Raw genomic sequence first — 22,133 nt, forward strand, 5'->3', positions numbered from 1 at the left:
GCGGCCCCTCACGCCACCCGCTTCCCTTTGTACTCGTGCAACCGGCGCAGCAGATGCATGCCCGGGACCTGCACGTCCACCGGCTCAGCACCCACGTCGACGCCCGTTACCGCGCGATACGAGTGGATATACGCCTGGATCTCAGGCCGGAAGAATGCGGCCCAGTTGGCAGCATTCGCGGGATCGTGGATCGAGTTCCAGTCGCTCCAGCGGATCGACGCCACGATCTGCTCGCCCATGGTGGCGAGCTGCCAGAACTGGTAGGGATTGGTGTCGCCCCAGCCCTGCAGCTTGCGCATGCTTTCCACCGAATGCATCCACGGCTCAGGGTACGCGATCATCGAGCGCCGCGGCAGGAACTCGCGGAACTCGGGCCGCGCCAGCATCCATTGCTGCATCATCATTTCCACGCGTGATGTAGTGGGCAGATCGCGGAACTGGTTGTGCGCGCCTTCCGAAAGAATCAGGTGGACTTCGCGCAGCGCGTTGAGCAGCGGGAACCCGTCCGGCACCACCGTGGTGTCGTCGGCCTGGCGGAAGAACGGCACGCACAGATTGAGCAGCGTATGGAACGCGGCGAGGAACTTGCTGCGCGTGTCGGCCGCTTGCATGCGCGGCACCGCCTTGCCGATCAGCTGGAACCCGTATTCGTGCAGATACTCCGCGGCGCGGCGCTCGATCGGCAGCCGGTGCTGCTCGTCCTGGACCCAGCCCCAGATCATGTTGTTGAGCGGCCGCAGCGGATCCATCTCGAGTGCGCCAAGCGGATCGTTCGGGCCCGACGCTACGTTCTGGAAGCGGCGCGAGATGGCGTTCATCGTCTGCACGAGCTGGAGCTCTTCCATCCAGTAACTCCAGATCAGTTCGACGAGGGGCGGCTGCGCGAGCTTGGCCGAGACATTGCGGTTCCAGAATTGCAGCCAGAGACATCCCTCGCCACACATGTCCCGCTTCTCGCCGGCGAGCGTGATTTCATCGTCGACCATGTTCTCGATCATGCCCGCGGCATCGGTACCGCCCATGGCCAACGCCACACGCTGCAGGTAGGGAATGGCCGGCGGAATGTTGTTTTCCTCGCCGAAGTACTTGAGGGCCAGTGCCTTGATATCGGGCTCGGTGAGGTTCAGCCCCAACCGTTCATTCGCGAGGTCGCGAACAGCGGGATCGGCAATCAGCAGGTCTACCATCGCCTGCAGCTCCGAGGCCGGCGGTACCACAGCGCCCCAGGTCACGACGAATGCTTCGGTCGCGACCTTGAGGGCGCGATAGGCATCAGTGTCCGTGAATGGCAGAAAGCGGCGGTGACTGAGTTCGACGGCCTTTTTGTACAGCGGTGCGTTAGTGCCGACGTCCCTGCCGACATCCCCTGATTTAGCGAACGATTTCGGGAAGAACAGGCGGTCCATCTGTTCGATGTAGTTGTCCCACCCGAGCGTCACCGAATTGAGCTTGATCAGCATCCACAAGCCGACGTCACCGGTCAATGCGCGGGTGGTGCGCTGGAGCGTGACGGGCCTGGGATGACCGTCGTGTTCCCGCGACATCGGGCCGGAGCGCTCGGTGATGGGGTCGGGGAGCGGGAGATAGCGGTGCGTCTTAGGTGTTACCGCCGGCAGATTGGCTGAGGCGGCGGCTTCGGCAGGCATCGCGATCGGCGTAGCATGCAGAGCAGTGGCCGTAGCGATGATCGTCGGATCCGGTGTGGGCGCCGGCGCCACGACGGCGGGTGCCGCAACCGTCTCCGGTTGATCTGCGGCCAATGTCGCGTAGATCATCACTCCGTTGTCATGATCTAGCGTCGCGCTCAGAATCGTATACGGCATCGCGTGCGATTCAAAGTCCGATAAGGTGAACATGCTCTGGAGCTTGTGCCTGAATTCGACTATTTGCTTGTCGATGTCCGGCCCGTTTGGGCCCCTCTCAACCCCTTGCCCTTTAAGCCAAATTTTCAATTCGACACGGTACGCGGGATCGTAGTCCACGCTACTTTCCCTGGGGAAACTCAGGAAATCGGGCATGGAATCAGCGATGTACTGACAGTCTCGGACGACAACCCATGCGTGCTTGAGCACGCTGCGGGGGTTCGGTAGCTCGTGCTTCCCTTTTCCAATCGCCGCACGCGGGCGAAGCTGGACCGGCAGATAGATCTCGCTCATCATCGTTCTCCTTGATCATCGAGCTTCACGCATACGCCGCAAACGGCAACCCATGACTCTGGCGCGGCGCTGGCACCGGCCGCCGCTGGTTCAGCACTACGCTCAGTTGCGGGTCTCCCGCGCGCCACGGCAGATACCCCGCCAGTGCCCAGCGCTGCAGCAGTTCCGAAATCACGCCCAGTTCCTGACTGGCGGGCAGCAGCCCACTGAAGCGCGCCTGCCCGAGTACCGCGAACGCGAGCGTGGGGGTATCGGCCAGGTACTGCTGCGGCCTGGACCTGACCATGTGCCAGCGTTGCAGCAGCAGGCGCGGATGGCGGTCGGGCAAACGCAAGGCTTCGCCAAGCATGCGTCCCTGCAACGACGGCGGGCGGATTGACAGCAGCGCCGACACGAAAGCGGGGATGGCCGCGCCTAGCGTCTCGAACGACTTTCGCTGGCTGGCCGACATTTGCGAGGGCGGATACAGTCGCTCCCACAGCTGCGCCAGTTCGGCCCACTGCGGATGGGGATAGAGCGCGTTGCCCATGGCGATCGACAGCTTGACGCGGATCCACGGCGCCGGGTGGGGATCGTCGAGATTGATGCGCAGGACGAACGCGCGCGGCAGGCTCACCACGCTCATCAGCCCGCAGGTCGCCGCGATGCCAACGCGCGACACCGCCCACAGATCCGCGACAATCTCGCTGATCCAGCGCTCCCAGACCCGCCAGATCGAATGTGCCGGACCGCATCCGAAGCTGGCCGCCGACGCGCGCCGGTAGCTGTTCACGAGATCGAGCAACGCCGCTGCCTGGTGCCCGACCTCATGAAACAGCGACGCGGCCACGCCGGTGCCGACCATGCGTTCGCGCGGCATGCGAATCACCGCGACCGGATTGGCGCCACCGCCCGGCAGGCGCGTGCGTGCGCGCCGGATGGCACCGCCATGCCCGCGCTCCACGTAGCAGATGACCGGTGGCGGCGCCATCGACAGGCCCGGCTGCCTGAGCCCGTCCTGCGCCGCCACGTCGAGCCCCGACAGCCAGATGCCCGTGCCATGCTGGCTGCGCTGCGTCAGCACTTCCGCAAAGATCTCGAAGTGCGTCAGTGCCGCATGGAAATAGAGCTTGAGCAAGGCGTAGCGTTGCTGCGCACGGGCCACGTCGACGGGCACCGGCAGCGCGTGCCGCAGATCGCGCAGGAACCGCGCGATGCGGATGCGCAACTGCCTGCGCGCGGCCTGCATATGACGCTCGATGGCCCCCATCGCTTCGTCGCTGACATTGGCGGCGGGCACCATCGGCATCTGCAGCGCATAGGGCAGCTGGGCATCGAGCCGGGCGCGTATGCCCAGCACCTCCTGCTCGAGCAGGCGCAGCGCGTGTGTGCATGCGTTGGTCACGGCGGGTCTCCGCGCGCTCAGTACGCCGGCCGCGGCGACGCGAGATACAGAATGATGGCGCGGCCATTGCGCGAGCGGCGCCAGGTGCCGCGGGCGGGGATCGCATGCACATGGCCCGTCGGGCGGGTGCCGCAGGTGGGGCAGGTCGCTGTCGCGCCGGCAATGCCCGTAACGCCGGGAGCGCCGGTCGCGCCGTTGACAGCGGGGACGCCGCCGAACGTCGGGGGCGCGGGCACAGTTTCCGTTGCCCCGCCGAAGATCGGCATGGGCAATTGGCGTGCGGAAGCCACACCGTTCTGCGAGATGGCACGCATCGCTGGCAGCAGGCCCGGCGCCACCTGCCGCGCACCGCGCAGGAACGCAATGCGCGCCGCGCGTGCGGGCGGCATATTGCGCGGCATCGACATGAGGTGGTTGGTCGCATGCTGGCCGATCCTGACCAGCCGGCGCGCGACTTCGAATTCGCGGTCCTCGTTACTGAGTCCCTCGAGCTCGAGCCCGAGCGCACTGCCGGCCATGCCCGCGAGCTTGCCGCCGATCAACCCACCCGCCCCTGGAACCACCAGATTGCCGAGCGCCGATCCGACGATCGGCAGTGCCGACTTGGTAGCGGAACGCAGAATGCCGCCGAGCGCCTTGCCGGCCGCCGACCGGGCGAATCCCGTGGCCGCACGGCCTACAGACCTGACCAGGCCGCCAAGGAACTGTTCAAGCTCCTGCTCGCTGTTCACCGCCAGCAGCTCCGCGGCGAGCTCGAGTTCATGCATCTCGCCCGAGACTTCCTGCTCGAACTCGTTCTCGAACTCATGCTCGGCCTGTTCGAACTCGTTCTCGAACTCGTTGGCGAATTCGTTCTCCTGCTCGAATTCACCCGACATTTCCGTGGCGAGTTCGTGTTCGAACTCGTTGTAGCCAGCGCTCCAACCGCCAGGCCTCGAGCTTCCGATATCGTGCATTTGCGGCTCCTTTCCGTTGAGGTAGGCGAGAGAGAACCTCGCGAACCAGCTAACGCAGGAGCCGTGCCATCGCGTCACAAGACGATAGGCCGCTGATTTATTGGGGAATTTTGCCGATGGGCGGACCACAGGAGCGCGAAGATTGCTTCGCTTTCAAGGGCTATCGCTAGACTGGACGCGAAGCAGGCTTCGCCGATGGCATCCAGTACCGCGGCGAAAACAGCATGTCCTGCCGCTGCAGGCTGCACAGCTGCGCCTGTGTCTGCCGTAGCCCAACTCGCGCAGCATCGCGGCTAGATTTCAGCGCCGCCATCTCAATGGCGTGCCCGAACCAGACGTATGGCCCCCACTCGGACCTCGGGGGGGAAAAAGGCTTTCGGGGCAGGAATTTGCTTATGACAACAATGTCCTTCGCCCGCCCCTGACCAGGGGTATACCCTTGCGTCTTTGCCGCATTGCCGGCCGCTTTCCGGTTTCCCCCGCATGCCTGCCTTCACCCTGCCCGCACTGTCCGCCCGACTCTTCCGCGCCCGCCGCTCGCTGGCGGCTGTCGCCCTCGCCGTCATGTCCGCTGCCGCGCTGGCGCCGGCGCTGGCCAACGCCCAGAGCCCTGTGCTCGACAAGATCCGTGAATCCGGCACCATCGTGCTCGGTTACCGCGAGTCGGCACTGCCATTCTCGTTTGCCGACGATAAGGGCCAGCCTGCCGGCTATGCGGTCGACCTGTGCCTGCGCGCGGCCGAAGCGGCGCGCCAGCAACTGAGCCTGAAAGACCTGAAAGTGCGCTGGATGCCGCTCACGCCGCAGAACCGCATTCCTGCCGTGGTCAACGGGCTGGTGGACCTGGACTGCGCCCCCAACACCAATTCTCTCGAGCGCCAGAAGCAGGTTGCGTTCAGCGTCTCGCACTACGTGTCGACCGTGCGCATGCTGGTGCGCGCCGACTCTGGCATCCGCTCGTTCGGCGACCTGCGCGGCAAGACCGTGGTCACCAGCGCCGGGTCGACCGGCGACCGCCACGTGCGCCGCATGAAGGCCCAGTACGGCTACCACGACGTCTACGCCAAGGACCACGGCGAATCGTTCCTGCTGCTCGAATCCGGCCGTGCGCAAGCCTTCGTCATGGACGACGTGCTGCTGGCCGGCCTGCGCGCCCGCGCCAAGGACCCGTCGCAGTACGTGATCGTAGGCCCGGCGCTGTCGGTGGAGCAGAATGCGCTGATGCTGTCCAAGGCCGATCCGGAATGGAAGCGCCTGGTCGACCAGGCGCTGGCCAACACCTTTGCCGGCCCGGAGGTCACGGCGCTGCAGAAGCGCTGGTTCCAGCAGCCCATCGGCAGCCGCGGCATCAACCTGGCGCTGGCGCCGTCCGGCGAGGTGCGCGCGGCCTGGAAGCACCCGTCGGACGCGGTCACGGAGTAAGCCGGCAAGCGGTCCCCAACCTCAATCGGCCTGGGGCCGCAATTCAGGGTTTCCATGAGGTCGTGGCGCCTGGGCAAGCCCCAAGTTGACAGCGATCAACGATGTTGGCGACACTGGGCCAAGCCGTCCCGTGCAAGGGACAGGCCACATACACGACCGCCCGACGGCGGCATTTTTCAGGAGAAACCATGAACAAGTTCGTCGCGACCGCGATCGCACTCTGCCTTGGCGCCGCTTCGCTGGCCGTGCAGGCACAGACCGGCGGCAAGAAGCAGTTCGATCCGTATTCCCAGGGCGCCAAGTCGGGTGAGAAGTTCGACCCGTACACCCAGGGGGCCAAGGCCGGCGACAAGTTCGACCCGTACACCCAGGGCGCGAACAAGAGCACCCGCAGCGAGCTGACCGACGCTTCCGCGCCGGCCGCCGAGCAAAAGCCGGCCAAGAAGTCCACCAAGAAGAAGAGCAAGAAGAAGGCTGCTTCGGCGCCGGCTGCCAGCTGAGCCGCAAGCGCCTGACGCAAAAAATCCCGCCTTGGCGGGTTTTTTTGCGTCCTGCCCGGGCGCACCAGCCTATGGCGCTTGCGTGTCGCTCTCCAGCGCGGTGACATCGATGCGCTGCACCTTGTCATCCTGGCGCACTTCCGTGCGCAGCACGAAGGCGTCGGCCGGGCAGTACCAGTCGGTGACGTGCATCACGGTCGGCTCGACCTGCACGACTTCTTCGCCAACCAGCACCGGCCCCAGCGAGGTGCGCTTCTCGTAGGTGACCGGCAGGCATTCCTTGCGTCCCAGGACGGTATTGATCGTCTGCCGCTTGCCGACGTGGCGCGAGCCGATATGGATCGACGCATGCTGCGCCCGCACGGTGCTGACCACGTCATCCGATCCCAGCGGGTAGACCTTCAGCGAGACGCTCGATTCAAAGGTCTCGCCCTCCAGCGTGGCGCCCTCGCGCAGGTCCAGGCCGGCATAGTTGAACACGCCCATGCCGCGGAAGGCCGCCTCGCCGTACATGCGCGCGTAGCGGGCGCGGGCATTGATGACGGCATGCTGGCTTTCGATGCTGGTCTGGCCGCCGGGCGAACGGCGGTCGATCACCACTTCATGCACCTGGGTGGTAATCACCGGCGGCCCCATCAGCGCCGACAGGGCAGTCTTGGAATTGATCTCCAGTTGGGCGCGGCAGCCGGTTGGACTGCGCACCACGTCGCGCAGGGTCATGCCGACCGACATTGGCATCACGCCGTCGCCTTCCATCTGCACGTGCGAGCCCGAGCGGAACCACGGGGCACTGCACAGCACGGCCGCCGCCGATGCCTGCGCCTGGGTTGCCGCGGCCTGCGCCACGGCCGGGCCCGCGCCCGGCAGCGCCGCCGCACCCTGTGCGCCGGCGTCCTGCGCCAGGGCCATGGCCGCGCCCGCCACCAGGCCTGCCAGCCAGTCTTGCTGCGCCTTTGTCTTCACATGAATCCCCGTCTAGAATGTCCAGGCGCCCCCCGACCCAGCGCCCGGCTTGCCAGGCGGTCGCCTGGACACCGAAATTATCGCGTTTTGTTGCGTGTGTAACTCGGATTTTTCGCGCAGCATGGCCTGCAAGGCCAGACGCCATATCGTCAGGCCGTCAGTAATTTCCGTGCCGCCGGGTTTTCTCGATGCCGGCCCATTCCGGGCCCAGTGGGAGATTCCATGCTTCAGTACTACGCGAAACTCTGGTGGGTAGTTGCCCTGCGCGGGCTGTTTGCCGTGATCTTCGGCTTTTTTGCCTTTTTTGCGCCGATCGCGACGCTGGCGGCGCTGGTCATTGTCTTCGGCGCCTATGCCGCGGCGGATGGCCTGATGGCGCTGCTGATGGCGGTCTCCGGCAAGGACCGCGAAACCAGCGACCGCTGGATCCTGGCACTGCAGGGCCTGCTTGGGCTGGGCGTGGGCGCGCTGACCTGGTTCAGCCCGGCCATCACCGCGCTGTCGCTGCTGCTCTATATCGCCGCCTGGACGCTCGCCACCGGCGTGCTGCAGATCGTGGCGGCGATCAAGCTGCGCAAGGAGATCCCGAACGAGTGGTGGCTGATCCTGGCCGGGCTGGTCAGCATCGCCTTCGCCTTCCTGGTCCTGTGGCGGCCAGTGGCCGGGGCGCTGGCGGTACTGTGGCTGATCGGTTCCTGGGCCATCGTGTGCGGCATCCTGCTGATCGGCGTGGGCCTGCGCCTGCGTCGCGCCCGCCCGACGGCGCCTGGCGTGCAGCGTCCGGCCTGAACAGCACTTTCCTTTCCCTGGCAGCGGCAATCCCGCCGCCCCCTGCAGGCCCGTCCCCGGCACTGCGGGGGCAACCTGTCCGCCGTGCTACCATTGCCGGCCTCGCGTGGCCGAGGCGGCAGTGGCGCGCCGGGCACATGCCAGCCTGCCGGCCGCGGGCGGCTTGCCTGCCCGGTGTCCACCAACAGGCAAGGCCATGCGTTGTGATGGCTTCCCCTCACCGCGCGCCCACGCAGGACCATCGATCATCGATCCGTCGCGCTTTTCCAGGAGATCTATGCGTAGTTCATCGACCTCGCGGGCTGCCGCGCTGTCCGTTGGAGCCGCCACCGCCGGTGCGGTAGCACTGGCCAGCCTGTTTATCCTGCTGGTCTGGTTCGGCACCCTCGACATGCGCCACCTGCTGCGCTCCGATGAAGGCCGCTACGCCGAGATTGCCCGCGAGATGTTCGCCACCGGCGACTGGGTGACGATCCGCTACCAGGAACTCAAGTATTTCGAGAAGCCGCCCTTCCACCTATGGGTGACCACGCTGGCCTACACGCTGTTTGGCGTGGGCGACTGGCAGGCGCGGCTGTGCGTGGCGCTGTCCGGCATGCTGGGGCTGGGCGTGTCGATGCTGGCCGCGGCACGCTGGTACGGCCGGCGCGTGGCGGTGCTGACGGGGCTGGTGCTGGTTTCCGCGCCGATGTGGAATATCGCCGGCCACTTCAATTCGCTGGACATGACGCTGGCCGGCGCCATGGCGTGCGTGCTGGCCTTCATGCTGCTGGCGCAGCACCCGGATGCCACCCGCGCCGAACGCCGCAACTGGATGCTCGCCTGCTGGGCGGCAATGGGCGTGGCGGTGCTGGTCAAGGGGCTGGTCGGGCTGGCGCTGCCGGGGCTGGTGCTGGTGGTCTACACGCTGGTGACGCGCGACTTCGGCCTGTGGCGCCGCCTGCATCTGCCGGGCGGCATCGTCGCGATGCTGGTGGTGACGGTGCCGTGGTTCTGGCTGGTGTCGGAGCGCAATCCGGAATTCCTGCGCTTCTTCTTTATCCACGAGCATTGGCAACGCTATACCTCGAACGTGCACCAGCGCGAAGGCGCGATCTGGTACTTCGTGCCGCTGCTGCTGGCCGGTTTCCTGCCCTGGCTGGGCCTGTTTCCGCAAATGTGGAAGGCCGTGCGCGAGCGCGCCGGGGTCGAACGCGGCACCTCGCCGCGGCCATTCCAGCCCGCCTTGCTGGCAGCGCTGTGGGCCGTGGCGATCTTTGTCTTCTTCAGCCTGTCTGGCTCCAAGCTGCCCGGCTATATCGTGCCGATTTTCCCGGCACTGGCGTTGCTGGCCGGCGTGGCACTGGACACGGTGACGGAACGCACCTGGCGCTGGCAGGTCAATACCATGATCGCGCTGGGCGTGGTCGGGCTGCTGGCGTGCCCGTTCGTCGGCATGATGGACAAGCCCGGCATGCCCAGTGTGGTCTATCGCGAATTCGCCATGTGGATCGGCATCGCCTTCGCGGTGCTGCTGGCCGGCGCACTGCTGGCGCGCCGGCTGCTGCGCACGCGCGGGGTGTTTCCCAGCGTGGTGGCCTATGCGCTGGCGATGTTCCTCTGCTCCACGGTGGCGCTGCGCGGTCACGAGGCCATGGGCCGGCCCAGTTCCGGCGTGGACCTGGTGCCCGCCATCAATGCCGTGCTGACGCCGGACATGCCGCTGTACAGCGTGGGCATGCTGGACCACACGCTGCCGTTCTACCTGCGCCGCACCACCATCATGGTGGAGCATCCGGACGAGCTGGAATTCGGCGTCGGCCAGGAACCGCAGAAGTGGATCCCGACCATCGATGGCTTTATCGCCCGCTGGCAGGACGGCAAGCGCGCGGTAGCGATCATGTCGCCCGCGACCTACGATGCACTGGCTGCGCGCGGCGTGCCGCTGCACCGGATCGCCGGTGACCGCCGTCGGGTGGCGGTCGCCAATTTCGCACTGCCGGGCAACGGCCCGCAGACGCAACCCCCAGGACAGTAACCTGCAACTCCTGCAACCCCTGCACTACGCAGCGCCATGACGCTTTCCACCTTCGCTTTCATCCTGACCGGCGTGCTGCTCAATGCGGCAGCGCAACTGTTGCTCAAGGCCGGCGTCAACGCCGTCGGCGCCATCACGATGGACCGCGGCACGCTGCTGGTGACAGCGCTGCGCGTGCTGACCCAATGGCCGGTGCTGGCCGGGCTGACGCTGTACGTGGTCAGCGTGGGCGTATGGATCGTGGGGCTGTCGCGCGTGGACGTGTCGATCGCCTACCCGATGCTGTCGCTCGGCTATGTGGTCAACGCGCTGGCCGCCTGGTGGCTGTTTGGCGAGATGATCGGCCCCTTGCGCGTGGCCGGCATCCTGCTGATACTGGCGGGCGTCTTCCTGATCGCGCGCTCATGACGCGCCTGCGCGCCGCCAGGTCCGACACCGACCGTTCTCCTTCGCCCTGCCATGACCGCATCTGCCCCTGAATTCCTGCCTTTTGTCCGGCCTGACATCGACGCCGCCGCCATTGCCGAAGTCGGCAAGGTGCTGGCCTCGGGCTGGATCACCTCCGGCCCGAAGATGCAGGCCTTCGAGGCCGCGCTGTCGGACCTGTTCGGCGGACGCCCGGTGCGCACCTTCGCCAACGGCTCGGCAACGATGGAAATCGCGCTGCGCATTGCCGATATCGGGCCGGGCGATGAGGTCATCACCACGCCAATCACCTGGGTCGCCACTGCCAACGTGGTGCTGGCAGTGGGCGCGCGGCCGGTGTTCGTCGACATTGACCCGCGCACGCGCAATCTCGACCTGGATGCCGTCGAGGCCGCGATCACGCCGCGCACGCGCGCCATCATGCCGGTGTACCTGTCGGGCCTGCCGGTGGACATGGACCGCCTGTACGCCATTGCCCGCAAGCACGGGCTGCGCGTGATCGAGGATGCCGCGCAGGCAATCGACTCGCGCTGGCGCGGCCAGCGCATCGGCGCCTTTGGCGACCTGGTCAGCTTCAGCTTCCAGGCCAACAAGAACATCACCACCATAGAAGGCGGCTGCCTGGTGATGAACACGCCCGAAGAAGCCGTGCGCGCCGAGCGCCTGCGGCTGCAGGGCGTGATCCGCACCGGCATGGATGGCATGGATGTCGAAGAGCCCGGCGGCAAGTTCAACTTGACCGACGTCAACGCCGCGGTCGGCCTGGCGCAGCTGGGCAAGCTTGACGCCATCACCGCGCGCCGAGCCGAACTGGCCGCGACGTATTTCCGCTGTGCCGCCGACAGCGGCCTGGAAGCGCTGGGCATCGAGCTGCCGCAAGCGCTGGATGCGCACGCCGCCACCACCAACTGGCACATGTTCCAGGTGGTGCTGCCGACTGAGCGCCTGCAAGGCGGCCCGGCCCAGGCGCGCCAGCAGGTCATGGAGGCCATGCGCGAGCGCGGCATCGGCACCGGCGTCCACTACCCGCCCATTCATCTTTTCACCTACTACCGCTCGCTCGGCTGGCGCGAAGGCATGCTGCCGCATGCCGAACGCATCGGGCGCGGCATCGTCACGCTGCCGCTGTTCCCCGCGATGCAAGCCACCGATGTCGAGCGGGTCTGCGCAATCCTCAGCGAAACATGCAAACGTCTCTCCAAATGAGCCCGGTCGAAGTCTCGGTCGTCATCCCGGTCTACAACGAAGAAGACGGGCTGCAAGCCCTGTTCGACCGCCTCTATCCGGCGCTGGATGGCCTCGGCGAGTCGTACGAGATCATCTTCATCAACGACGGCAGCGTCGACCGCTCGGCGCAGATGCTGGCGGCGCAGTTCCACAAGCGCCCGGATGTGACCCGGGTGGTGCTGTTCGCCGGCAACTTCGGCCAGCATATGGCGATCCTGGCGGGCTTCGAGCACACCCGCGGCAAGATCGTGATCACGCTGGACGCCGACCTGCAGAACCCGCCGGAAGAAATCCCGCGCCTGGTCGAAGCCATGCGCGCCGGCCACGACTACGTCGGCACCATCCGCCGCCAGCGCAACGACACCGCGTTCCGCCGCTATGCCTCGCGCGCGATGAACCGGCTGCGCGAGCGCATCACCAAGATCCGCATGACGGACCAGGGCTGCATGCTGCGCGCCTATGACCGCAATGTGATCGACACGATCAATGCCTGCCGCGAGGTCAACACCTTCATCCCCGCGCTGGCCTACACCTTTGCTTCCAATCCGGTGGAGATCGAAGTCGGTCACGAACAGCGCCATGCAGGCGAATCCAAGTATTCGCTGTACCAGCTGATCCGCCTGAACTTCGACCTGGTGACCGGCTTCTCGATCGTGCCTCTGCAGTGGTTCTCGGCCATCGGCACGATCCTGTCGCTGTGTTCAGGCGTACTGGTGGTGGTGCTGCTGGTCCGGCGCTTCCTGTTCGGTTCGGAAGTCCAGGGTGTGTTCACCCTGTTCGCCATGAACTTCTTCCTGATCGGCATCCTGCTGTTCGGCGTGGGCCTGCTGGGCGAGTACGTCGGCCGCATCTACCAGGAAGTGCGCGACCGCCCGCGCTACCGCATCAAGGCAGTGCTGGAAGCGGACCCGCAGCGTGTCACGCCGGCAGCCGCCGGCGCGGAGCAATGATGCGCGCCGTCGTCTTTGCCTACCACAATGTCGGCGACCGCTGCCTGCGCGTGCTGCATGCGCGCGGCGTGGAGGTGGCGCTGGTGATCACGCACCGCGACCGCCCCGACGAGAACATCTGGTTCCGCCGCGTGGCCGACACCGCCGCCGAGCTGGGCATCCCCTTCGTCTATGGCGAGGACCCTGCCGATCCCGCCATCGCCCAGGCTGTGCGCGACGCGCGCCCGGACGTCATCTTCTCGTTCTACTACCGCGCCATGATCCCGGCGGGCGTGCTGGCGCTGGCCCCCGGCGGCGCCTTCAACATGCACGGCTCGTTGCTGCCCAAGTACCGCGGCCGCGTGCCGGTGAACTGGGCGGTGCTGCGCGGCGAGACCGAGACCGGCGCCACGCTGCACGCCATGGAAGCCAAGCCTGACGCGGGCTATATCGTCGACCAGACCGCGGTGCCGATCCTGCCGGACGACACTGCCGGCGAAGTCTTCGAGAAAGTCACCGTTGCCGCCGAGCAGACGCTGTGGCGTGCCCTGCCCGCGATGATCGCCGGACAGACGCCGCAACACCCCAACCGGCTGGCCGAGGGCAGCTACTTCTCCGGGCGCAAGCCGGAAGACGGCCGCATCGACTGGAGCCGCCCGGCCGCCGAGGTCTACAATCTCGTGCGCGCCGTCGCACCGCCCTATCCCGGCGCGTTCACCGACCTCGCCGGGCTCCGCTTCATTGTGGCGCAGGCGCGCCGGCCGCTGACGAAGCTCGCGCTGCCCGCCGGTACGGCGCCCGGCCTGCATGTGCACGACGGCCAGATCATCGGCCTGTGCGGCGACGGCGGCCTGGTGATGGTCACCCGATTGCTGGCACAAGATGGCTCGGCACTCACGCCGCAGGCCTTCGCCAAACTTATCCATACCGAACAATCCAACAAGGAAAACCGATGAAAAAGGTCCTGATTCTTGGCGTCAACGGCTTCATCGGCCACCACCTGACGCGCCGCATCCTGGAAACCACGCCGTGGGAGGTCTACGGCATGGACATGTCGTCGGACCGCCTCGGCGACCTCGTCGACCATCCGCGCATGCACTTCTTCGAGGGTGACATCACCATCAACAAGGAGTGGATCGAGTACAACATCCGCAAGTGCGACGTGGTACTGCCGCTGGTGGCCATCGCCACCCCGGCCACCTACGTGCGCCAGCCGCTGCGCGTGTTCGAGCTGGACTTCGAGGCCAACCTGCCGATCGTGCGCGCCGCGGTCAAGTACGGCAAGCACCTGGTGTTCCCGTCGACCTCCGAGGTCTACGGCATGTGCAGCGACGAAGAGTTCGACCCCGAGGCCTCGCCGCTAGTCTACGGCCCGATCAACAAGCCGCGCTGGATCTACGCCTGCTCCAAGCAGCTGATGGACCGCGTGATCCACGCCTACGGCATGGAGCAAGGCCTGAACTACACCCTGTTCCGTCCGTTCAACTGGATCGGCGCCGGGCTGGATTCGATCTTCGAATCGAAGGAAGGCTCGTCGCGCGTGGTGACGCAGTTCCTCGGCCATATCGTGCGCGGCGAGCCGATCAAGCTGGTCGACGGCGGCGCCCAGCAGCGCGCCTTTGCCGATATCGCCGACGGCATCGACGCGCTGATGCGCATCATCGAGAACCCCAACGGCGTGGCCAGCGGCAAGATCTACAACATCGGCAACCCGGGCAATATCCACTCGGTGCGCGAGCTGGCCGAGATGATGCTGAAGATGGCCGCCGACTATCCGGAATACGCCGACGAAGCGCGCAAGACGCAGATCATCGAGACCTCCTCGGGCGACTTCTATGGCAAGGGCTACCAGGACGTGCAGCACCGCGTGCCGAAGATCGACAACACCATCGAAGAACTGGGCTGGAAGCCTGGGATCAGCATGGAAGCGGCGCTGCGCCGCATCTTCGAGGCGTATCGCGGCAAGGTGGTCGAGGCCCGCACGCTGGTCGATTCGGCCAACTGAGCGCGCAACGCAGATGGCACGCATTGCCCTGAAGGTCGACGTCGACACGCTGCGCGGCACGCGCGAAGGCGTGCCGAAGCTGCTGTCGATGCTGGCGGCTGCGCAGGCGCAGGCCACCTTCCTGTTCAGCCTCGGTCCCGACCATACCGGCTGGGCGCTGCGGCGCGTATTCCGGCCCGGCTTCCTGACGAAGGTGTCGCGCACCTCGGTGGTGTCCAACTATGGCCTGCGCACGCTGATGTACGGCGTGCTGCTGCCGGGGCCGGACATCGGCCGCAAGGGCGCCGCCGAGATGCGCGCGGCGCGCGCGGCCGGCCATGAGTGCGGCATCCACACCTGGGACCACGTCTACTGGCAGGACAACGTGCGCGAGCGCGATGCTGTCTGGACGCGCCGGCAGATGCAGCAGGCGTTCGCGCGCTACCGCGAGATCTTCGGCGAAGCACCGGCCACGCACGGCGCGGCAGGCTGGCAGATGAATGAGGATGCGTTCCGTCAGATCGATGACTGGGGCATGGCCTATGCGTCCGACGGACGCGGCACCGCGCCCTATATCCCGACCATCGACGGCGTGCCCTGCCGGCACGTGCAGATGCCGACCACGCTGCCGACGCTGGATGAACTGATCGGCACCGACGACCTGACCGAAGATAACGTCCACACCGCGCTGCTGAAGCTGACCGAAGGCACGCGCGACCATGTCTTCACGCTGCATACCGAGCTGGAAGGCGGCAAGCTGGCGCCGGTGTTCGAGCGGCTGCTGGCGGGATGGCGTGCGCAGGGGCACGAGCTGGTGTCGATGGCGACGTGGTATCGCGGGCTGGACCGGCAGAGGCTGCCGGAGTTGCCGGTAACTTGGGGAGAGATTCCGGGGCGCAGTGGCGAGTTGATTGTGCAGCCGCAGGTGAGCTGACACATCGTCCCGACTACCGATTGTCTGCTCCCTCTCCCGCTTGCGGGAGAGGGTTGGGGTGAGGGCCGGGCGTATCCACGAAGTTAAAACCTGTGGTATTGCCTGCGCCTGCCCTCGCCCCCCTGCCCCTCTCCCGCAAGCGGGAGAGGGGAGCAAACCGCCAGCGGGAGGACGTCTGCCGGCAACAGCTAGCCGCGCCGCTCCGCCCCCACCCGCAGCCCGTTGAACACCACCAGCAGGCTCGCGCCCATATCGGCGAACACCGCCATCCACATCGTCCCCATCCCCAGCACCGTCAGCACCAGGAACACGGCCTTGATGCCGAGCGCCAGCGTGATGTTCTGCGTGAGGATGCTTGCGGTGCGGCGCGACAGGCGCACAAAGGCCGGGATCTTGCGCAGGTCATCGTCCATCAGCGCCACGTCGGCCGTCTCGATAGCGGTGTCGGTGCCGGCTGCGCCCATGGCGAAGCCGATATCGGCACGCGCCAGCGCCGGTGCGTCGTTGATGCCGTCGCCCACCATGCCGACGCGGCCGCCGCGCGCGTGGGCGGCGCCGGCAAGCGCCGCGATGCCGTCGGCCTTGTCCTGCGGCAACTGGTCGCCGCGCGCTTCATCGATGCCGACCTGCGCGGCAATGGCTTGCGCCGTGTGCGGATTGTCGCCCGACAGCATCAGTGTCCTGACGCCCAGTTCATGCAGCTCGGCAATCGCCTGCCGGCTGGTGTCGCGCACGGTATCCGCCACCGCGAACAGCGCCAGCGCCGTGGCGGCGCCGTTGCCGTCGACGCGCGCCAGCAGCACCACGGTCTTGCCCTCGCGCTCCAGCGCTTCGAGCCGCGCCTCCAGCGCCGGCGAGCAGGCGCCCATCTCATGCACCAGGCGGTGGTTGCCCAAGCAGTACGCCACGCCCTGCACCTTGCCGCGCGTGCCGCGCCCCGCCAGCGCCTCGAAGTCGTCCACCGGCAGCGTGCCGATCCCGTCGGCCGTGGCCGCCGTGGCCACCGCGCGCGAAACCGGATGGTCCGAGCGCGCCGCCAGGCTGGCAGCAATGGCGCGGGCATGCGGCGCGTCCTCGGCCAGCAGCGCGTGGTCGGTCTGCGCGGGCTTGCCGTGCGTGATCGTGCCGGTCTTGTCCAGCGCCACCCAGGCCAGGTGCCGGCCCTGCTCCAGGTACACCCCGCCTTTGACCAGGATGCCGCGGCGCGCGGCCGCGGCCAGCCCGCTGACGATGGTCACCGGCGTGGAGATCACCAGCGCGCAGGGGCAGGCGATCACCAGCAGCACCAGCGCCTTGTAGATCCAGTCGACCCAGGCACCGCCCATGGCCAGCGGCGGCACCACCGCGACCGCCAGCGCAATCGCGAACACCGTGGGCGTGTAGATGCGCGCGAACTGGTCGACAAAGCGCTGCGTGGGCGCACGGCTGCCCTGCGCGGCCTCCACCGCGTGGATGATGCGGGCCAGCGTGGAATCGCTGGCGGGCGCCGTCACGGTGTACTCCAGCTCGCCGGACTGGTTGATCGAGCCGGCGAACAGCACATCGCCCTCGGCCTTGTCGACCGGCACGCTTTCGCCGGTGATGGGCGCCTGGTCCAGCGCCGACTGGCCGCGCACGACCTTGCCGTCAAGCGCGACGCGCTCGCCCGGCCGCAGCCGCACCAGCGCCCCCACGGCAACGCCGGCGGCGGGCACGGTGTCCCAGCTGCCATCGGCGCGACGCACCGTGGCCTGTTCCGGCGCCATCGCCATCAAGCCGCGGATCGCGTTGCGCGCCCGGTCCAGCGAGGCCGCCTCGATGCGCTCGGCCAGCGCGAACAGCACCATCACCATGGCCGCTTCCGGCCACTGGCGCAGCAGCAGTGCGCCGGTGACGGCAATGCTCATCAGGGCATTGATGTTCAGGTTGCCATTGCGCAACGCGATCCAGCCCTTGCGGTAGGTGGTCAGCCCGCCCAGCGCCACTGCCGCCAGTGCCAGCGCGGCGGGCAGCCACGGCAAACCCAGACCCAGCCACTCCGCCGCTTCGGCACCCAAAGCGGCCACGCCGGCCAGCGCCAGCGGCCACCAGGGCTTGCTTGTCGTGGATTGCGGCAAGACTTGCTGCGCGGCCTCGGTGCTCAGCGGCACCGGCTGCATGCCCAGGCTCTCGATCGCCCTAGCCACCGGCTCCGGCGACGGCAAGGTGTGATGCACCGTCAGCACCCGCTGGATCAGGTTGAACTCCAGCGCCGCCACGCCCGCCATGCCGCCCAGCTTGCTGCGGATCAGCGTTTCCTCGGTCGGGCAGTCCATCGCGTCAATGCGCCATGCAACGGTCTGCGCGCCGGCGGGAATGTCGACCGATGCCGCGGGCGTCAGCGCAACCGTGGCCGAGCAGCCGCCGCCACAGCAGGCGGAAGCCGCCGGTGCTTGCCGGGCCTCCGCATGGCCATGCCCATGATGATCATGGTCGTGGTGGTGATGGTGATGGTGATGGTGATGGTGATGGTCGTGATCATGCCCGCCATGCCGGTGGGCGGCGCCATCGTGCGCGTGGGCAGCGTGATCTTGAGGAAGTGCGTCCTCAGGTGACGTGCGAGCCATATCTTGTTGTTCCCGCTGGTTTAACCTGATGACATTGAAGACCCTGTAGCGACTACAGAGTCAAGCGGCATGGCAGCGACCGCGGCGCCATGCCGCAGCGGCGGGTCAGTGCTCGCAGTTGACCATCCAGGACATGCCGAAGCGGTCCACCAGCATGCCGAAGCCTTCGGCCCAGAAGGTCTTCTGGTACGGCACCACCACCTGGCCGCCTTCGCTCAGGCCGTCGAAGATGCGCTGGCCCTCGTCCTTGCTGACCGCGCCCACCGACAGACTGAAGCCACTGAACGCCGGGCGCTCGCCGCGCCGGCCGTCGGACGCCATCACCTGGTTTTCGCCGAACTGGATATTGGCGTGCATCACCTTGTCCTTCCAGTCATCGGGAACCTCCATGCCGGGGCTCGGCGGGGCGTCCTTGTAGCGCATCGCGAACGTGACCTGCGCGCCCAGCACCTTGCCGTAGAAGGCCACGGCCTCATCGAAACGGCCGCCAAAATCCAGATAGGGTTGCACCTGCATGTCGCTCTCCTTGTGAATGGTCGATCGGGCTGCATGGCATTGGCTGTTCGCCCGCGCGCCATTATGCGCGCGTGCCGGCTAGGTGCAAGCGCCCGGCCGGACTCAGGAAACCGCGGCGGGGACCGGGGCAGGCGGCACGGCAGTGGCCAATGCCTCGGCAGGAAATTGCAGCGAGAACATCGTTTCGCCTTCCAGGCTGCGCACCGTCACGCTGCCGCCATGCAGCCGCATGATGGTGTCGACGATGGCCAGCCCCAGCCCGGTCGACGCCGCCGAGTTGCGGCGCGACGGATCGGCCCGGTAGAAGCGCCCGAAGATATGCGGCAGCGTCTCGGGCGGGATCGCCGGCCCGGCATTGGTCACGCGGATGCAGGTCGTGCCGCCGCCCGGCGCCGGGGCGCGCTCCACGTCGAGCTGCACGGTGCTGCCGGCCGGCGCATGGCGCAGCGCATTGTCGAGCAGGTTGGTGACCGCGCGGCGCAGCAGCGTCTGGTCGGCCTGCACCATTGCCGTACCGTTCACCGCCAGCGCGACCTCGCGGTCGGCGGCCACGGCCTCGAAGTACTCGGCCATCTTGTCCAGTTCCTCGCGCGCGTCCAGCGTGCGGATGCCCAGCGCCACCTGCGCATGGTCGGCGCGCGCCAGGAACAGCATGTTCTCGATCATGCGCGCCAGGCGCTCGTACTCTTCCAGGTTGGATTCGAGCAGCGCCTCATACTCGGACACGCCGCGACTCTGCGCCAGCGTGACCTGGGTCTGGCCGATCAGGTTGCTGATCGGCGTGCGGAAATCATGCGCCAGGTCCGCCGAGAATTCGGACAGCCGCGAGAAGCTGTCCTGCAGCCGCGCCAGCATGTCATTGAGGGCCGCCGCCAGCTCGCGCAACTCGGCCGGTGCGCTGCCCACGTCAAGCCGCGTGGCAAGGCGGCTGGTGGTGACCGCGGCGGCATCGGCAGCCATGCGCCGCAGCGGCCGCAGCCCGCGCCGCGCCAGCACGAAGCCCAGCCCCGCCGCCACGGCAGCGCCGCACAGCGTGGCCCACAGCACCTGGTGGCGGTATTCGCGGATCAGCGCCACTCGATAGCCGGCATCGCGCAGCACCACGATCTCCACGGCCTTGTCGGAATCCCCCAGCTGGCCCAACGCCGCAATGCCGCGCGAGGGCACGCCATTCTTGGGGTACCAGGTCTGCAACATGCTCTTCTCTGGCTGCGTGGTGGCGGGCAGCACGCGCAGCGCCGGCACGGATTCATTGCGCGGGTTGAGCGTGACCAGCGGCTCGCCCTGGCGTGAGCGCACCACCAGGATCAGCCCCTCATGGCCCATCGCGATATCGGCAAAGCGGTGGGTATCGGCGCGGATCTCGGCCTCGCTGCGCACCTCGCGCAGCAGGTGGCGCACCAGCAGCACTTCGCCGACCAGCTCGCTCTCGTCACGCCCCTCCAGCTGCGCCGACAGCGCCCCGGACAGGTAGGCCGCCACGCTGGCAAGAATCACTGCCGTGGCCAGCCCGTACGCCAGCGCCAGCCGCGTGGTGAGCGAAGACGTCAGCCGCATCATGCGTCCTGGCCCCGGTCCTCGCTGTCGTCCAGCACGTAGCCCATGCCGCGCCGCGTGTGGATCAGCTTGTGCGGGAAGGGATCGTCGACCTTGGCGCGCAGGCGCCGGATCGAGACGTCGACCACATTGGTATTGCTGTCGAAATTGACGTCCCACACCTGCGAGGCGATCAGCGAACGCGACAGCACCTCACCGCGCCGGCGCGCCAGCAGGTACAGCAGCGCAAACTCCTTGGAGGTCAGGTCGATCTTCTGGCCGGCGCGCACCACACGGCGGCGGATGGCGTCGATCTGCAGGTCGGCCACTTCGATGAACTCACTCTCGCGCAGCGGGCCGCGCCGCAGGATGGTGCGGATGCGCAGCACCAGTTCGGCAAAGGCAAAGGGCTTGACCATATAGTCGTCGGCGCCGAGCTCCAGCCCCTTGAGGCGGTCCGACAGTTCGTCGCGCGCGGTCAGGAACAGTACCGGGGTATCGCGCTCGCGGCGCAGTTCGCGCAGCACCTGCCAGCCATCCAGGCCGGGCAGCATCACGTCCAGCACGATCAGGTCATAGGGATGCTCGCGCGCATGGGCCAGGCCGTCCGCGCCGTCGCGCGCCAGGTCCACCACGAAGCCGGATTCGGTCAGGCCCTTGTGCAGGTAGTCACCCGCCTTGGGTTCGTCCTCGACAATCAGGATACGCATGGTTCGATCACTTTCCGGGCGGCACCAGCGCCGCCATGGCGTAACGCTAGCCGAGGATGACCGCCAATGGGCAAAGATTTCAGAAATGTCATCGCCATGCCAGGGAAATGCAGGCGGAAACCCCGGTAAAATGCGCGATCACTACCGGCGTCCTGCCGGCTTGCGCCACCGTTGCCCCCATCCTGCCCGCCGCCCCCTGCCGATGAAACGCCTGCCGAATTACCTGCTGCTGTCCCTCGCCATGCTTGCGCTGCCCGTCTCCGGTGCCGCGGCGGCAGTGGCCACGGTGTGCAGCGCGGGACAGGCTGCCGGGCTGTCGCTGCCGGAACGGCACGCGGCCGCAAAAATGGAGGCGGAAGCGGCACTGGACGGCACCGGCCCGGGCACTTGCCGCGGCAGCGCGGTCCAGGTGATGGCCGAGCCTTCCGGCAGCGGCCATCCGCTGCAGCTGCACGATGCCGATGCGCCGCAGGCGACCGACCAGGGCGCCACGCCGCTGGAGACGCGGCCATCGGCCGCGTCCGGCGTGCTGCGCGAACTGCCTGCGGAGGTGCTGGTGCATTGGGCGCACGCGGCGCCAATGGCCACGCCGGGTGCATTCACCGACATCCTGCCGCTGGAACGCCTGCTGCCCGCACGCTGCTGAGCGCGTCATAGCGGGCACAGCGCCCGCATCGCTTCTTTTCTGTTTTGCGGAATTCCGTCGGCACCGGCAATGCGCGGCGAATTGTCGCGCCTGCGCTTTTTATCCGACTCGGAAGAATTCGATCGACTGCCCGGCGTTCACGGCCCGTTGCAGCCAGTCTGGATACTCGCCCTGCCCGTCCCAGCTCTGGCCGAGCGCATTGCGGTACAGCGGGCGTGCAGCGGCAGCCTGGGGGGCGGCCTGCGGGACAAGCGGGGCCACGGCTGGCGCGGCCTCAGGCGCCGGCTCATGCCCGGCGTCGATGGCAACATGATCAAAGCACCCGGCGGCGACAAGATCGTCGAACGTCAGGGCATGACGGTCCATTTGCTCGCGGATCCACGCCACCGCAGCGAGTTTGGCTGAATCAGACTCGGACATGACTCTCGTGAGAGGCCCGCTGCATTTCCGCGG

Annotated in this window: 21 protein-coding genes; 12 read left to right on the top strand and 9 right to left on the bottom strand. The window is 67.3% G+C overall.

Features of this window, described 5'->3' with window-relative positions:
- Positions 1-8: 8 nt before the first annotated feature.
- Genes KB879_RS13285 through KB879_RS13295 form a run of 3 tightly spaced genes read right to left on the bottom strand, consistent with a single transcriptional unit; the run spans position 9 to position 4,496 of the window.
- The gene (locus KB879_RS13285; RefSeq protein WP_249221297.1) at positions 9-2,159 is read right to left on the bottom strand and encodes an 8-amino-7-oxononanoate synthase; all 2,151 of its coding nucleotides are present in this window, start codon (positions 2,157-2,159) and stop codon (positions 9-11) included.
- A gap of 22 nt (positions 2,160-2,181) precedes the next feature.
- Positions 2,182-3,540: a hypothetical protein gene (locus KB879_RS13290; RefSeq protein WP_211981665.1), complete on the bottom strand. Its 1,359-nt coding sequence runs from the start codon at positions 3,538-3,540 to the stop codon at positions 2,182-2,184.
- Positions 3,541-3,557: 17 nt separating this feature from the next.
- On the bottom strand, positions 3,558-4,496 hold the full coding sequence (locus tag KB879_RS13295) for a hypothetical protein (RefSeq protein WP_013953268.1): 939 nt from the start codon (positions 4,494-4,496) through the stop codon (positions 3,558-3,560).
- Between the two features lie 483 nt (positions 4,497-4,979).
- Here KB879_RS13295 and KB879_RS13300 point away from each other — a divergent pair, with 483 nt between their 5' ends.
- Together KB879_RS13300 and KB879_RS13305 are read left to right on the top strand one after the other, a co-directional pair.
- Entirely contained in the window at positions 4,980-5,918 is a 939-nt protein-coding gene (locus tag KB879_RS13300; protein ID WP_211981667.1) for an amino acid ABC transporter substrate-binding protein, read from the top strand.
- A 188-nt stretch (positions 5,919-6,106) separates the two neighbouring features.
- Complete coding sequence (locus tag KB879_RS13305; RefSeq protein WP_013953271.1) at positions 6,107-6,418, top strand: hypothetical protein; 312 nt, start codon at positions 6,107-6,109, stop codon at positions 6,416-6,418.
- A gap of 69 nt (positions 6,419-6,487) precedes the next feature.
- Here KB879_RS13305 and KB879_RS13310 read toward each other — a convergent pair whose 3' ends face one another.
- Positions 6,488-7,381, bottom strand: coding sequence for a hypothetical protein (locus KB879_RS13310; protein ID WP_013953272.1), 894 nt, complete (start codon positions 7,379-7,381; stop codon positions 6,488-6,490).
- 222 nt (positions 7,382-7,603) lie between these two features.
- Between KB879_RS13310 and KB879_RS13315 the strand changes: the two genes are divergently transcribed.
- The 8 genes from KB879_RS13315 to KB879_RS13350 all read left to right on the top strand — a co-directional run bounded on the left by KB879_RS13315 (position 7,604) and on the right by KB879_RS13350 (position 15,687).
- Positions 7,604-8,170, top strand: a complete 567-nt coding sequence (locus KB879_RS13315) for an HdeD family acid-resistance protein (RefSeq protein WP_153953455.1) — start codon at positions 7,604-7,606, stop codon at positions 8,168-8,170.
- A 277-nt stretch (positions 8,171-8,447) separates the two neighbouring features.
- Positions 8,448-10,187, top strand: a complete 1,740-nt coding sequence (locus tag KB879_RS13320) for a glycosyltransferase family 39 protein (protein WP_211981668.1) — start codon at positions 8,448-8,450, stop codon at positions 10,185-10,187.
- A gap of 36 nt (positions 10,188-10,223) precedes the next feature.
- Entirely contained in the window at positions 10,224-10,595 is a 372-nt protein-coding gene (locus tag KB879_RS13325; protein ID WP_013953275.1) for an EamA family transporter, read from the top strand.
- A gap of 51 nt (positions 10,596-10,646) precedes the next feature.
- Entirely contained in the window at positions 10,647-11,819 is a 1,173-nt protein-coding gene (locus tag KB879_RS13330; RefSeq protein ID WP_013953276.1) for a DegT/DnrJ/EryC1/StrS aminotransferase family protein, read from the top strand.
- Positions 11,798-12,790 (top strand): glycosyltransferase, encoded by a 993-nt coding sequence (locus KB879_RS13335; RefSeq protein WP_013953277.1) that lies wholly within the window; start codon positions 11,798-11,800, stop codon positions 12,788-12,790. The genes KB879_RS13330 and KB879_RS13335 overlap by 22 nt, the downstream gene beginning before the upstream one ends.
- Positions 12,790-13,725 (top strand): formyltransferase, encoded by a 936-nt coding sequence (locus KB879_RS13340; RefSeq protein ID WP_211982194.1) that lies wholly within the window; start codon positions 12,790-12,792, stop codon positions 13,723-13,725. Before KB879_RS13335 ends, KB879_RS13340 begins: the two co-directional genes overlap by 1 nt.
- On the top strand, positions 13,722-14,774 hold the full coding sequence (locus KB879_RS13345; protein WP_013953279.1) for a bifunctional UDP-4-keto-pentose/UDP-xylose synthase: 1,053 nt from the start codon (positions 13,722-13,724) through the stop codon (positions 14,772-14,774). The genes KB879_RS13340 and KB879_RS13345 overlap by 4 nt, the downstream gene beginning before the upstream one ends.
- Before the next feature lie 13 nt (positions 14,775-14,787).
- Positions 14,788-15,687, top strand: a complete 900-nt coding sequence (locus KB879_RS13350) for a polysaccharide deacetylase family protein (protein WP_013953280.1) — start codon at positions 14,788-14,790, stop codon at positions 15,685-15,687.
- A 188-nt stretch (positions 15,688-15,875) separates the two neighbouring features.
- On the opposite strand, the gene KB879_RS13355 is transcribed toward KB879_RS13350, so the two are convergent.
- Positions 15,876-17,981 (bottom strand): heavy metal translocating P-type ATPase, encoded by a 2,106-nt coding sequence (locus tag KB879_RS13355; RefSeq protein WP_249221298.1) that lies wholly within the window; start codon positions 17,979-17,981, stop codon positions 15,876-15,878.
- Between the two features lie 144 nt (positions 17,982-18,125).
- Between KB879_RS13355 and KB879_RS40195 the strand changes: the two genes are divergently transcribed.
- Positions 18,126-18,260, top strand: a complete 135-nt coding sequence (locus KB879_RS40195) for a hypothetical protein (RefSeq protein ID WP_256449317.1) — start codon at positions 18,126-18,128, stop codon at positions 18,258-18,260.
- Positions 18,261-18,377: 117 nt separating this feature from the next.
- On the opposite strand, the gene KB879_RS13360 is transcribed toward KB879_RS40195, so the two are convergent.
- From KB879_RS13360 to KB879_RS13370, 3 genes are all read right to left on the bottom strand, one after another.
- The gene (locus KB879_RS13360; RefSeq protein ID WP_013953282.1) at positions 18,378-18,788 is read right to left on the bottom strand and encodes a VOC family protein; all 411 of its coding nucleotides are present in this window, start codon (positions 18,786-18,788) and stop codon (positions 18,378-18,380) included.
- Between the two features lie 102 nt (positions 18,789-18,890).
- Positions 18,891-20,348: a heavy metal sensor histidine kinase gene (locus KB879_RS13365; protein WP_013953283.1), complete on the bottom strand. Its 1,458-nt coding sequence runs from the start codon at positions 20,346-20,348 to the stop codon at positions 18,891-18,893.
- Entirely contained in the window at positions 20,345-21,034 is a 690-nt protein-coding gene (locus tag KB879_RS13370; RefSeq protein WP_013953285.1) for a heavy metal response regulator transcription factor, read from the bottom strand. Before KB879_RS13370 ends, KB879_RS13365 begins: the two co-directional genes overlap by 4 nt.
- A gap of 202 nt (positions 21,035-21,236) precedes the next feature.
- Between KB879_RS13370 and KB879_RS13375 the strand changes: the two genes are divergently transcribed.
- Positions 21,237-21,680, top strand: coding sequence for a hypothetical protein (locus KB879_RS13375; protein WP_211981671.1), 444 nt, complete (start codon positions 21,237-21,239; stop codon positions 21,678-21,680).
- A 99-nt stretch (positions 21,681-21,779) separates the two neighbouring features.
- On the opposite strand, the gene KB879_RS13380 is transcribed toward KB879_RS13375, so the two are convergent.
- The gene (locus KB879_RS13380; protein ID WP_041228667.1) at positions 21,780-22,100 is read right to left on the bottom strand and encodes an H-NS family nucleoid-associated regulatory protein; all 321 of its coding nucleotides are present in this window, start codon (positions 22,098-22,100) and stop codon (positions 21,780-21,782) included.
- Positions 22,101-22,133: the final 33 nt, after the last annotated feature.

It is taken from the genome of Cupriavidus sp. KK10 (genome assembly GCF_018223725.1).
Taxonomy (GTDB): Bacteria; Pseudomonadota; Gammaproteobacteria; order Burkholderiales; family Burkholderiaceae; genus Cupriavidus; species Cupriavidus necator.